Genomic DNA, 13,001 nt, shown 5'->3' with positions numbered 1-13,001 from the left:
CCGGTAAACCTCATTCAAGTAATATATTCTACCAAATTTTCTGAATATATTTATGGAGATTGGAATAAGACTTTATTAATGTTTTATTAATATGTCTAATTCTTTTTTTCCAGCGCCACCTTACAATTCTTTTTATAAAATCCGATTCCATACCTGATAATATGCTCATATCCGTCCCGTTCCAATTCACGCATATAATGCATTCTGTCAATCTGCTCTATTGCGGCATTCGCACATTTCTCCATCTCTTTATAAGATTCCGCCCTCTTTAATTCCAGGACAACCACCGACTTTTTCACATCAGGACTCCTTACTAAAAGGTCAAACCGACCATCGCCTGCTTCGCGATTCGATTCTACCAGATAGTTTTTGATCGGTTTCAAAAGTCCAAGCAAAAATCCATGATAAAACGCTTCTTTCGCATCAAAATAACTAATGCTGTCCTGAAGCTGCCCCTCTAGTTCTTCTTGAAACACCTCCACATTTCCATTTAACATCGCCTCATAAAATGTAGACAAATCAGAATGTTCTATCTTCTCTTTCGTCCACTCCATAATCTTATTTCTATAAATGTAACGAATCTCCTCATTTGGAATCCGAAGTCCCATATAAATCTGACCGTTCTCCATATGTTCCGAAACTTTTTTCAAATACCCCGTAAAATAAAGGAAGTTCCAGAGATTCTCTTCCGAGTGTTCTACGTCGGCATAAGTAATGTCCTCATGTATCACACTTTCTATCATTTCCCCAGAGATTAGCGCCTCTATCTTATTCCTTACCTGTAGATCCTCTGTCTCCACCAAAGTCTTAATGATACTATTGGAGCTTGTATTCGACCAATAAGGTCTCATGGACGCTCCCTCATTTTCCAGTAAATCTGACACAAAACTCATGACACTCCACGGATTATATATTTCTACATTGCCAAACAAGTATCCATCATACCATGACTTCATGTCCTCCATCCGCTCATTCAACCCATAATATGAGAGAATCTCTTCAACCTCTTCCTCTGTAAATCCAAAATACTCAGCATACCCTTCGTTTAAGATAGAGATACTGTGCAGATTATTTAGTCCGGTAAAAATGCTTTCTTTCGAAATTCTAAGACAGCCAGTAACAACGGCAAATTCCAGACATGGATTGCCCTTCAGCACCGACTCAAAAAGTGATCGGATAAACGTAACCATTTCCTCATAAAACCCCCGAAAATGAGCATTTTCTAAGGGTACATCATACTCATCCAAAAGTACGATTACTTTTCTGCCATATACATGATATAAAATCTGCGACAAGAACTGCAGCGATGTCAAATAATCTTTCTCTTCGCCCTGCGCATTCAGAATTCGCTCGATTCTATCCTGTTCATATTCGTAGGAAGCTACTGCGTCTATATGCCGCCTGAATTCTTGCGAAATTGTCTGCTTGATCATCTCGAACGCATTCTGAAAACTACTTTGCTTTGCACTTTTTAAAGAGAGAGTAATTACCGAATACTGCCCTCTATATTTGCGACATACTTCCTCTTCCTTCTCAATCCTAAGTCCGTGAAACAGTTCCTCGGTCTCTTCTGTATTTTCAAAAAAATTCTGCAGCATACTCATATTAAGCGTTTTCCCAAAACGCCTGGGCCGCGTGAACAGCGTCACTTCACTTTTTGTCTGAAGCAGCTTTTTGATCAGCAAAGTTTTGTCCACGTAATATCCATTATTTTCCATTACTTTTCTGAAATCATCATATCCCAAAGGTAAAGATTTTCTCCTATCCATAGCCGTCACCTTCCCTTGTGTCTTTCATTTATTGTACTTCATCTCGTATAAAATGACAAACAAAATCAGGCTATTTTCTTAAATAATGTCCAAACAGGCCTGTCACACTGGCTACTGCCAGCACTGTGACAAATACTACCCACGTGCAAAAGTCCGCCATATTAATCGAAAAAACAATATCTTGAAAAGGAACGAAGAAGGGATTATTCTATATGTATTTACCAATTACAGTTACACAAAATGACTTATTAGAAATACTATTCAACATAGCTCCGACAAGACCCGTATTTATCTGGGGCGCGCCGGGCATTGGCAAATCGGCTCTTGTAGATAGGAATACTATAACATTTTTCTTATATTTTCAGCATTTTTTTAATCTTTAGCAAGACGAGAGATCTCTTATACACAAGAGAGCGATATAAAAAAGAGCCAGAAACAATTTTCGACTGTTTCCGGCTCCTTTTCTTTATTATTTCTATTTACCTATTCCATGCTCAAATATCCCCCAAAAGTCTCTTGCGCCAGTCTCATAAGTTCTTCCCCAGTAAGCGTAATTCCCCAGGCATTCTTTAACCCATGTGCCGCCGCCTGCTCGTCCGTATACTCGTTCAGCAGATAGGTGCTCTCCACCACCGTTGATCCGCTCCAACCCGGATATATGAAATGTGTCACCAGCGGGATTGCCTTGATGCTGCTCTCATCGATATATACTTTCTCTTCCTCCTTGACGATTGTAAGACTCGCCATGCCGCCCAGCATTTGTGCAACTCCGTCCTGCGCGGAGGTGAAATTGCCAAGGGAATAGTAGCAAAGCGCACGGTTTCCATTATCGGCCGTCACCCACTCTACCGGCTGGATCACGTGGGGATGCGTACCGATGATCAGGTCTGCTCCCGCCTCAGTCATCTGCCTGGCAAACAACTTCTCCTGGTCGGTCGCACTCATCACATACTCGACTCCCCAATGTGGAAATACAATGGTGAAATCTGCCAGTTCCTCTGCCTTTCTGATATCCTCCAAAACCTGCGAATTGAGCGTATTGAAATCGATTGCTCTGCTATTTTCATCATAAGCACACAGCATATTTAGATGCCCTTCCGCTTTGGTGCTGAAAAATTCTGCGTTATGGCTGTATGTATAATTTAAGAGTGCAAATTTAATCCCATTTACCTCCAAAACCGGAATTTCTGACTGTTCCTCTTCCGTCTCATAAATTCCTACCATCGTAACTTCCGGGTGTTTAATCTTCCAGAAATTTGCCGCATTTAACAGTCCGTCTAGTCCCATATCGAAGGAATGATTCGACGCCTGCAAGATCACATTAAAGCCAACATCTGCCACCGCGTCTCCAATTGCTTCCGGCGTATTGAAAACTGGATAATCCTTGAAACCTTTTTCATCTCCGCCAATGATTGTCTCCTGATTGATCACACGGATATCTGATTCTTCCAGATATTTGGAAATATTCTGATAAAGGACTCTATGATCATATGTCCCATCACCCCGCTTTCCGCCGTCATAAACGGCCTGATGTATCAGGTTATCCCCGACTGCAATCAGTCTGGCCTTAGATACCGTCTCCTGCTCTGTATCCGTCGCCTTCGGGTCATTTTCCGCTATCTTCACCGGTTCTGTCTTCTCCACAGAATTCGAGGCCTGAATCGTCTGCCCCTGCCTTTCCATGCAAAAAAAGATGAAAATTCCTCCTCCGGCTATCGCTGCAACAACTACTGCCACCAAAATTCCCACAACAATAAGAATTCCTCTGTCCCTTTTCTTTCTTTTCATCTTTATATCCATTCCTTTCGCGCTGCTCAAGGCACAAAACGTGATGAAAAAACGTTGGACTCTCGCAGCTTTCTTTTTATAATAGTTTCCATAGGGATACTCAGTACACTACAAATCACGGGGAGGTGAGTGGGCTGTCCGAACTATTGGGTGACCGTATTTTTATATGTGTAGAATGCTTTTTCAAGTACAAATAAGTGTGCCTCGAGCACGTAACCTTATCTTTGTTAAAACAACTCTCGTTTTAATCCTAAGCATTCAGTCAATGCTGTTTACTCCCTATAATTCTATCGAACCTATGGTTCTGAAAGGTGGCCCTATGGCTTTAAAAATTGTGTATCAAATTTGTTGTGGTATCGATGTTCACAAGACTTTTGTTGTTGCCTGTATCGCTTCCACTAACAAACAAGGTGTTACCACCTACAAGCGCCATCGTTTCTCAACCTTCACACAAGGGTTGAAGGAATTGTTACAGTGGCTGCTTGACAATCATTGTAAGGATGTCTGCATGGAATCTACTGGCAAATACTGGATTCCAGTTTACAATGTGCTCGAAAAAAGCTGTACAATTGTACTTGCTCATCCCAAATATGTTAAGGCTATCCGTGGTAAAAAAACTGACAAGAAAGACGCAAAATGGATTGCTGACCTCTTCAAGCATGATCTTGTTGCCGGTAGCTTCATTCCCTCTGCTGATATCAGACAACTTCGTGACCTGATGCGCTATCGTTTCAAACTGACCTGCTTTATGTCCAGTGAGAAGAACCGTTTTCAAAACTGTCTCACGGTCTCCAACATTCAGTTGGCTTCCGTTGTCTCGGACACTTTTGGTAAAAGTTCACAACGAATTCTGGATAAGATTCTTGAAAATCCTGAAGATACTTCTTTTGATATTGGACCTTTAATTCATGGCTCCATGAAGAAAAAGCTTCCTGAACTGGAACTCGCCATTGATGGTTTTATCACACCGGAACAGGCTGGTAAATTAAAGATCATCAAAAAGCATTTTGAAGATTTGGAATCCCGGAAAGCAGAGCTAGAAGAACTGATTCTTGCGCTCGCCAGTCCCTATCAGCAAGAACTCGACCTAATCCTAACCGCTCCATCATTCAAAAATAAATTTACCGCTATCGGAATCATTTCTGAAATCGGCGTGAATATGGAGGCTTTTCCTTCGGCGAAACACTTATGCTCATGGGCTGGACTTACGCCGACCAACAATGAAAGTGCAGGGAAGAAAAAATCTGTCCGGGTTTCCAAAGCCGGATGCTATATCAAACCACTTTTGGTTCAATGTGCCAACTCTGTGGTTAAAAGTGAAAAGCACCCTGAAATCCGCAACCGCTATCTTCGTTTAAGAAAGCGCCGCGGCCACAAGAAAGCAATCATTGCAATAGCAAGAATGCTTCTAACAGCATTATACAACATGCTGAAAAATAAGGAACCCTATAATGCACAACTTTACCGAAAAAGTGATGTTCTTCCTGTCAATCGTGAAATTACAATTGAACAGGCAATTTTAATGGCTCAGTTTCATGGTTATAAAATCAAGTCAGTTGCTGAATAAACCTTAACTTTGCTACATATTCAATTTTTAAATAACCACCGCAAGATGGTCTGTTTGTGATGCCTAAAAAAATGGATATCCTCTACTATTCTTTTTCAACCTTATCCTCTACTATTCTTTTTCAACCTTTTCTTTCCTCTAACTGATAATTGAATGTAAATTTTCGACAATCTTTTACATAACAGTATACAGGAAAAGAAGAAAAGGGACAAGACCATATACATGATCTCATCCCTCTTTAGCTTATTTTATCTACGAATCAGTACCACCGCCACGTCGTTGACATTTGTCCCCGTAGCTCCGGTCATAATAAGTCCGCCACACTGTCTTAGCGCGTGGTACGCGTCATTCTCCTGCAGCACCGTATAGATATCGATTCCTGCCCCGGCAAGTTTCTCTTTCGTCCCGCCGTCGCTGTACCCGCCGGCTGCGTCCGTCGGTCCATCGGTTCCGTCACTTCCAACACTGAATACTGCTGTGCCCGCAAGGCCTGCGATTCCGTCTGCCGCCGCCAGTGCCAGTTCCTGATTCCGTCCGCCTTTTCCTTTTCCGGTCAAATGCACGACCGTCTCACCGCCTGCCAAAAATGCCAGACTCTTCTTACTTGCCTGGTGGCTCCTGGCGATCGCCGCCAAAAATGCACCTGCTTCTCTGGCCTCACAAGATAGCTGATCCGTCAGCACCATCGGTTCATACCCCAATTCCCTGCAAGCGTCGGCAGCGGCTTTACAGAGATTCCGCACACTTCCTGTAATGACCGTCTCCACATTATTCAGGCTTTTTGGTGTCTCTTCATTTAACAACGCGATTGCCTGATTGCTCAGTTGCAAATGATATTTTTCAACAATAGCAAGCGCCATGTCACAAGTCGTAGAATCCGGATAAGCCGGTCCCGAAGCTATCATATCAAGCGGGTCTCCTAAAATATCGCTGAGAACGATACTGTAAACCTTTGCAGGCTCACACAGCTTCGCGAATTTTCCTCCCTTTACCGCAGAAAGCCGCTTGCGTATGGTATTCATTTCCACGATGTCTGCCCCGCAGGCCAGAAGCTGTTTCGTAACGTCTGCCAGTTCCTCGTGAGGAATCAACGGTTTTTCAAACAATGCACTTCCCCCACCTGACAACAGAAACAGTACCGTATCTTCTTCCCGCAGATATTCCACCAAATCCAGCGCTGCCTGGGTTCCGATAAAGGAATTCTCATCCGGGACCGGGTGTCCCGCCTCAAAACATTTCATTTTATGAATATCGCCTTTTACATGGTCGTACTTCGTTACTACCACACCGGAATCTATGCGTTCTCCCAAAATATCCGCAGCCGCCTTTGCCATCTGCCATGCTGCTTTTCCTGTTGCGACCACAAAAATTCTTCCCGGGCCAAACTGCTTTCCTGCGAGTGCCTTTGCCACCGCCTCGTCCGGCAACACCATACGGATAGATTCCCTGATAATCTGATCTGCATCATTTCTTAGACTCATCTACTGCCCTCCTCAATCATAACATTAATGTAAAATCAGTGAAAGGATAAATATGAAGATAATGGAACAAATACCTTCCACGAAAGTAACCGCTGTCTGCGTCTTGTATCCCTGCTCCGGAGTCATCTCACCAAAGTTTGTAACTACCCAGAAATAAGAATCGTTAGCATGGGACACTGTCATTGCTCCTGCGCCAATCGCCATAACGCAGAGAACAGACATCACTGTTGAATCCATTCCCAGTGCTCCCATAAGCGGTGCCATGATACCTGCCGTCGTTGTAATCGCAACTGTTGAGGAACCCTGGGCAGATTTCAGAATTGCCGCCAGCAGGAACGGGAAGAAAATTCCAATCGACTGAAGGGAATCCGCATGGTCCGTAATAAAGGTAACCAAACTGGTAGAAGAAATAATCTTACCTAATACGCCGCCTGCCGCTGTAACAAATAGAATAGGTCCTACTGTCTTTAACGTCTCATTTGTCAAATCATACAATTTTTCTCCCATATCTGCCTGCACCAGTACAATGATGCCCAGAATCACACCGACTGCCAACGCAATAATCGGAGTTCCAAAGAAGGCACATGCTACAGCTAACCCACCGGACCAGCCAAAAATCGAAGAAACATTAGATAATGCCATCAGGATGATTGGAACAATGATCGGTGCCAGTGACATAAAGCCAGAAGGCAGTTTCCCAAAGGCTGCAACCAGCTCTTCGTAGCTCTGCGTCACCTCGTTATGATCTGCTTCATCGTTCGCTTTTACTTTTTTCCCGATATATCTGGCATAGAACCAGGCGCCGATCAGTGCAGGGATAGAAACCAATACGCCCATTCCCATCACAAGAAGCAAACTGTTCCCTATGCCAAGCGTGTTCGCCGCTGCGATCGGTCCTGGTGTCGGCGGAATAAAAACATGAGACACATACAGACCTGCAGATAGGCAGACCGTCATCGCAACAGAAGACGTTCTCGTTCTTTTCACCAACGCTTTGCGAATCGGGTTCAATACCACGAAACCAGAATCGCAAAATACAGGAATAGAAACGACCCAGCCCATCAACTCAATCGCTAATTCCGGGTGCTTCGGTCCAACCAGCTTCACTACCATATCAGCTAATTTTAATGCTGCCCCGGTAGCCTCCAAAAATGTTCCAATCATAGCGCCAAAAATAATGACTATACCAATACTTGTGAAAGTAGATGAAAATCCGCTTCCGATGATTGTTGCAATTCCATCGATCGTGTTTCCCTCTGCGTCGACTGTAGAGGCGAATGGAATTCCTCCGATCAACCCTAACACCAGTGAAACCAGCAAAACTGACAAGAATGGATGAATCTTGCACTTACTGATCAACACGATCATGACTATAATAGCCAAAATGAATACAATTAAAAATGGTACGCCTGTCATAACTTACTTCCTCCTTCATCTCTCGCACTTTGTTCGAAGCGTATGATTTTTTTCGCACTTCTTTTGTGCTTTGTTGTTATAAAGGATAACATATTTTTAATTTCAAGTAAATGTTATGGAGTCCATGATAATATCTAATTTTTGTTATGCATACCAATCGCTTACTCTATCAAATTATGACCTGTTAAGATGTAATTTTCTGTAAAAAGCGAGCGCCATATAAAAAATCGGTGCATTGGATAACTGACGTATATCCTTTCCCGTAACCTCTGCCAGTTTTTTGAGTTTATATTGTAATGTATTCTTATGCATATATAGTGCTTCTGCCATCTTAGTAATAGATCCTTCATACGCAAAATAATATTCAATCAACTGTATATAATCCGCCCATTTTTCTACCGGAATCTTTATGAACAGCTTTTCCAGATACTCTGTCATCGTTCCTTCTGAAATCTCATTAAGAAAAAGTTCAATGTTCATGTCCTGATAGGAATAGAAATACTTTCCCCAGAGCATAGCATGAGCCGCCGCTTTCTCTGCTTCCACACATCTTTGCCCGATATTCCTTCTGTCGCCCCTGTTGCTGTCAATTCCAACCGCAATATCTTTCCCATATTTTTCCTTAATCAGCTTCTGCAGTTTTTCCGCCGCCAGTCTCATCTCTTCGTCACTTCGTATCGACAGCAGACAGACCTGCTTGGGCGGCTGCCGCAAATATAATACTTTACTTCGTTCCATCTCATGACGAATGGACACCTCCATCTCCTCCAGCAGTTTCTGCCCTTCCAGCGTATCTGATAATTGCTGATAATCCGGGAAATAAATCACCATTGCTCTGTACGGCTTTTCGATGTCAATTCCCAGGTGATGTCCCCTGTCAATTAAATTTCTACTGTATGATGTGTTCGATTTTTCAATCCATTCCTGAATGAACCGGTAGCGTACCCGTCGGTCGTACCGCTTTACATCTTTTTGAATACTGTCCATCACCAGAATTTCCGTCATACGCCGGACAATATTTCCATATCCCATTACCCGGTTCTTCTCGCCGGTAATTCCTACAACACCTATGATTTCTCCACGCACAATTAAAGGGAGATTAATCCCCTTCTTTGTAGTGTCCGTTTCCATCTCATCTGAAATGTATAATTCCGTCAGACCCTCCGTAATAATTTTTCTTGCACCCTTATGTATCTGCCCGATTCTTGACGGATCCGTACTCGCAATGATAACCCCCTGTGCGTCCATCATATTGATGTGCTCATGAATTTCCTCACCGATTTCCTCCACAATCGCCTGCGCGACAATTTTTGATATAAACATATCTTCTCTTTCCTGTCCTTTTATTCACCTGTTCTTATTTCATCTTCCCCACATACCGGTAATACCCGCAGTATAAAAAGGATTCTTCCCTCTGTCAATAGTATCCGCAAATTTTCCACTTTGTCCTTCAAAATCAATTTCAACAATCAATTTCTCTCGCCCTTCCTTGATTTTTAGATTTTGTATCTTTATAATTGTTACATGAGTATCAATCGGAAAGGAGACATACATTTATGAAAAAGGCTGACAGATTTTTCCTCCTTCTTTCCTGTTTTCTTTTGACCAGCGAAATTCTGAAGCAGCTAACCCTTACCTTCGTATTAAACAGCGGAGAGTATGATTGGTGGTATTTCCCTTTTCAGCTATGCAGTCTCCCGCTCTACCTGCTCCCAATCTATCTCTGCAAAAAATCTGTCCACTTGCGCCGGGTTCTGCTCGCTTTTTTTATGACCTATAACCTTCTCGGTGGAATAGCCGTATTTTTTGACACAAGTGGTATGCATTACCCGCTTGCAATTCTCACTGTCCATTCCTACTTATGGCATATTCTGTTGATTCTGCTTGGAATATACGCCGGTATTCTGCTTCTTCACGAGGTCCGTCCTACCTGGCGGTTATTCTTTGAAAGCACACTATTATACGGACTCTCCTGCTGTATTGCCGAATGTCTGAACATGATTCTCTCTCCTCTTGGAGAGCTTAATATGTTTTACATTAGCCCTTGTTTCCGAATGAATCAAGCATTTTTTTGCAAAATAGCCGACCATTTTGGCAACCTTGTCGGAATTATCAGTTATATATTGGGGACGATTCTAGGAGCAGTGATTCTATTTATTGTCTGGCGTACACTGCAAAAATATATCCTCTGGAAAAACACCTCTGTACCTCCGGCTTTGTAAAAAGAGCACTCTGAATAAATACTCAGAATGCCCTCGCTTTTCATTACCTTATTAGTAGGACCGAATCCTGTCCTCTTCATCGTCCGTCGTATCTTCCACCTTACGAATGACCACATCATAGGAATAACTGTCGTTTACCTTCACCTGTACCGTATCCCCTTCTCGATGGCCGAAGATTGCTTTACCGAGCGGCGATTCCGTGCTAATGTACCCGCCCAGAGAATTTCCGCGAATAGAAGTCACCAGCTTATAGGTTTCCTCCTCATCGTCTTCCGGAAAATATACAGTGATCCTGTTATTGATCCCCGCCACGCCTTCTTCCGACTGGTCCGATACGATGATCGCCGTTTTCAGAATTCTCTCCAGATACCGAATACGACTCTCATTCTTATTCTTATCCTTCTTCGCAGCATGATACTCGAAGTTCTCACTTAAGTCCCCATGGGCGCGTGCTTCCTTGACTGCCTCAATGGCCTCCTTGCGAACCACCAGTTTCCGATACTCAATCTCTTCCTCTATCTTTTTGACATCACTTTTCGTTAATTGCTCCCGCATAGTTTACTGCCTCTATTTCTTACATTATAATCCTCTTGATATCATTAAATAGTACCAATACCATCAAACACAAAAGTACAGCCATTCCGGCCAGATGTACATATCCTTCTTTCTCCGGCGGCACTCTTTTCCCTCGAATCAACTCCAGAATCAAAAATACCAAGCGGCCTCCGTCCAGAGCCGGAATGGGAAGCAGATTCATCACTCCCAAATTGGCTGAGAGCAGGATTGCCATCCGCAGCATATTGATGAAGACCAGAAGCGCCCCTCCGGACTTACTTGCTTTGTAGGTAGTATCTACCGCGTCCACCACGCCGACCGGCCCGGATAACTGATCAAATCCCACCTTACCGGTCACAAGCTGACCAAGACTCTTAATCGTAACCTCTATCCAGTATTTTAATTCATAAGCCGCATAACCAACATTTTCGAAAAAACTGCCCTTCTCGTATCCGCTGCTCGTGACACCAATCAGATAATACCCGGTCTCATCAACCTGCGGTGTGACAAGTACGGTCTCCTTTTTTCCATCCCTCTCATAAGTAACTTCCACATCCTCACCCTGATGGAACTGATTATAGATGGAAATGTCCCGGAAAATGTGAATGGACTTCCCATTCATCTTGACGATCCGATCTCCCGCCTCGAGCCCTGCCTCGGCTGCCGGCCCGCCCTCGCTCACCGCACTGACGATCGGTTTATCCACTCCCAAAATACAGATAAACACGAATGCGCATATAAAGGCAAGTATAAAATTGAAAACAGGCCCTGCTGCGATGACGGAAATCCGTCTCCACGGGGATTTACTGTTAAAACTTCCCGGAGTCAGATCATCCATCTCATCTTCGCCCATCATACACGCGCCGCCAATCGGAAACAATTTCAGACAGTAGTCCGTATTCCCGACCTTCTTGTGTATAAGTGTGGGACCCATCCCAATCCAGAACTCATCTACATCAATTCCATTCTTTCTCGCAAGAAGAAAATGTCCCAGTTCATGAAAGAACACGATAAATCCAAAAATCAAAATTGCAAGTAAAATTCCCATGCACTACCTCCTGCTCAAAATTCGTTCATAAGTGGCAGCCTCCGCCTCCAGAATCTGCTCGACCGTAGGACTTTCCGTCACCTTATGTGCCCCCATACAATCCTCGATAATCTCCACGATCTCAAGATATTTGATCTCCCGGTTCAGGAATTGGCTGACCGCCAGTTCATTGGCCGCATTATAGACCGTCGGCAGAGTTCCCCCCGTCCGCCCCGCATCATACGCCAGCTTTAGTCCATAAAAGGTATTCATATCCGGCTTCTCAAAATCCAGATGCCCGATACTCCAAAAATCCACCCTGTCTCCGGGCAGGTATCTCCGGTTCGGATAATACAGCGCATACTGAATCGGCAGCTTCATATCCGGCGTGCCAAGCTGCGCAATCACTGCCCCGTCCACAAACTCTACCATGGAATGAACCACACTCTGAGGCTGTACCACCACCTGCACATCATCTATGTTTACGTCGAACAGCCACCTTGCCTCCATGACCTCCAGGCCTTTATTGACCATCGTCGAAGAATCAATGGTGATTTTCCGTCCCATGGTCCAGTTCGGGTGCTTCAGCGCATCCTCCACCCTGATATCAAGCAGATCTTCCTGCCTTCTCCCCCGGAAAGGGCCGCCGGAAGCAGTCAGAAGAATCTTCTTTAGTTCTCCCCCATGGCTTCCCTGAAGAGCCTGAAAAATGGCGCTGTGCTCGCTGTCCACCGGAAGGATCCTTACTCCCCTTTCCCTTGCCAAAGGCATGATAATGTGTCCAGCCGTCACCAGAGTCTCTTTATTTGCGAGGGCAATATCCTTCCCCTCTTTAATCGCCGCGATCGTCGGGCGAATTCCGATCATACCAACGATAGCCGTCACTAGAATCTCACTGTCAGGTATCACGGCCACTTCCATAAGTCCTTCCATTCCACTTACGATCTTTATATCCAGATCCCGGACTCTGCTCCTAAGCTCCGCTGCTTTTTCTTCACTTTGCATCGCTGCGATCTTAGGCCTGAACTCGCGGACCTGCTTTTCAAGGAGATCGATATTTCCTCCTGCCGCAAGGGACACCACCTCAATATCACCGTTTTCTCTCACTACTTCCAGAGTTTGGGTTCCGATGGATCCTGTGGAACCCAGAATCGCTATTTTCTTCATATCCGTCTC

At 44.0% G+C, this 13,001-nt stretch carries 9 protein-coding genes; 1 reads left to right on the top strand and 8 read right to left on the bottom strand.

What is annotated here, in order from left to right:
- Nucleotides 1-95: 95 nt before the first annotated feature.
- Both ABXS75_10710 and ABXS75_10705 read right to left on the bottom strand, forming a co-directional pair.
- On the bottom strand, nt 96-1,769 hold the full coding sequence (locus ABXS75_10710) for an AAA family ATPase (GenBank protein XCP83554.1): 1,674 nt from the start codon (nt 1,767-1,769) through the stop codon (nt 96-98).
- 483 nt (nt 1,770-2,252) lie between these two features.
- Nucleotides 2,253-3,557 (bottom strand): CapA family protein, encoded by a 1,305-nt coding sequence (locus ABXS75_10705; GenBank protein ID XCP83553.1) that lies wholly within the window; start codon nt 3,555-3,557, stop codon nt 2,253-2,255.
- A 319-nt stretch (nt 3,558-3,876) separates the two neighbouring features.
- Here ABXS75_10705 and ABXS75_10700 point away from each other — a divergent pair, with 319 nt between their 5' ends.
- On the top strand, nt 3,877-5,124 hold the full coding sequence (locus ABXS75_10700) for an IS110 family transposase (protein XCP83552.1): 1,248 nt from the start codon (nt 3,877-3,879) through the stop codon (nt 5,122-5,124).
- A 248-nt stretch (nt 5,125-5,372) separates the two neighbouring features.
- Here the strand turns inward: ABXS75_10700 and ABXS75_10695 are convergent, their stop codons facing one another.
- From ABXS75_10695 to ABXS75_10670, 6 genes are all read right to left on the bottom strand, one after another.
- Nucleotides 5,373-6,605, bottom strand: a complete 1,233-nt coding sequence (locus ABXS75_10695; protein XCP83551.1) for a glycerate kinase — start codon at nt 6,603-6,605, stop codon at nt 5,373-5,375.
- Nucleotides 6,606-6,629: 24 nt separating this feature from the next.
- Nucleotides 6,630-8,021, bottom strand: a complete 1,392-nt coding sequence (locus ABXS75_10690) for a GntP family permease (GenBank protein XCP83550.1) — start codon at nt 8,019-8,021, stop codon at nt 6,630-6,632.
- A gap of 174 nt (nt 8,022-8,195) precedes the next feature.
- Complete coding sequence (locus ABXS75_10685; GenBank protein ID XCP83549.1) at nt 8,196-9,344, bottom strand: sugar diacid recognition domain-containing protein; 1,149 nt, start codon at nt 9,342-9,344, stop codon at nt 8,196-8,198.
- A gap of 950 nt (nt 9,345-10,294) precedes the next feature.
- The gene (gene greA, locus ABXS75_10680) at nt 10,295-10,798 is read right to left on the bottom strand and encodes a transcription elongation factor GreA (GenBank protein XCP83548.1); all 504 of its coding nucleotides are present in this window, start codon (nt 10,796-10,798) and stop codon (nt 10,295-10,297) included.
- 19 nt (nt 10,799-10,817) lie between these two features.
- A complete protein-coding gene (gene rseP / locus ABXS75_10675) occupies nt 10,818-11,846 on the bottom strand; it encodes an RIP metalloprotease RseP (protein ID XCP83547.1) in 1,029 nt (342 codons plus the stop codon).
- Between the two features lie 3 nt (nt 11,847-11,849).
- Nucleotides 11,850-12,992: a 1-deoxy-D-xylulose-5-phosphate reductoisomerase gene (locus tag ABXS75_10670; GenBank protein ID XCP83546.1), complete on the bottom strand. Its 1,143-nt coding sequence runs from the start codon at nt 12,990-12,992 to the stop codon at nt 11,850-11,852.
- Nucleotides 12,993-13,001 lie beyond the last annotated feature (9 nt).

This window comes from Roseburia hominis, from assembly GCA_040702975.1.
GTDB lineage: Bacteria > Bacillota > Clostridia > Lachnospirales > Lachnospiraceae > Allocoprococcus > Allocoprococcus hominis_A.
Note: the sequence above shows the minus strand (reverse complement) of the source record. Positions and strands in the feature narration are given on the sequence as shown.

What these genes read in the sequence shown, in the direction of transcription:
- ABXS75_10710 (XCP83554.1), bottom strand. Translation starts at nt 1,769, where the DNA reads ATGGATAGGAGAAAATCTTTACCTTTGGGATATGATGATTTCAGAAAA.
- ABXS75_10705 (XCP83553.1), bottom strand. Translation starts at nt 3,557, where the DNA reads ATGAAAAGAAAGAAAAGGGACAGAGGAATTCTTATTGTTGTGGGAATT.
- ABXS75_10700 (XCP83552.1), top strand. Translation starts at nt 3,877, where the DNA reads ATGGCTTTAAAAATTGTGTATCAAATTTGTTGTGGTATCGATGTTCAC.
- ABXS75_10695 (XCP83551.1), bottom strand. Translation starts at nt 6,605, where the DNA reads ATGAGTCTAAGAAATGATGCAGATCAGATTATCAGGGAATCTATCCGT.
- ABXS75_10690 (XCP83550.1), bottom strand. Translation starts at nt 8,021, where the DNA reads ATGACAGGCGTACCATTTTTAATTGTATTCATTTTGGCTATTATAGTC.
- ABXS75_10685 (XCP83549.1), bottom strand. Translation starts at nt 9,344, where the DNA reads ATGTTTATATCAAAAATTGTCGCGCAGGCGATTGTGGAGGAAATCGGT.
- greA (XCP83548.1), bottom strand. Translation starts at nt 10,798, where the DNA reads ATGCGGGAGCAATTAACGAAAAGTGATGTCAAAAAGATAGAGGAAGAG.
- rseP (XCP83547.1), bottom strand. Translation starts at nt 11,846, where the DNA reads ATGGGAATTTTACTTGCAATTTTGATTTTTGGATTTATCGTGTTCTTT.
- ABXS75_10670 (XCP83546.1), bottom strand. Translation starts at nt 12,992, where the DNA reads ATGAAGAAAATAGCGATTCTGGGTTCCACAGGATCCATCGGAACCCAA.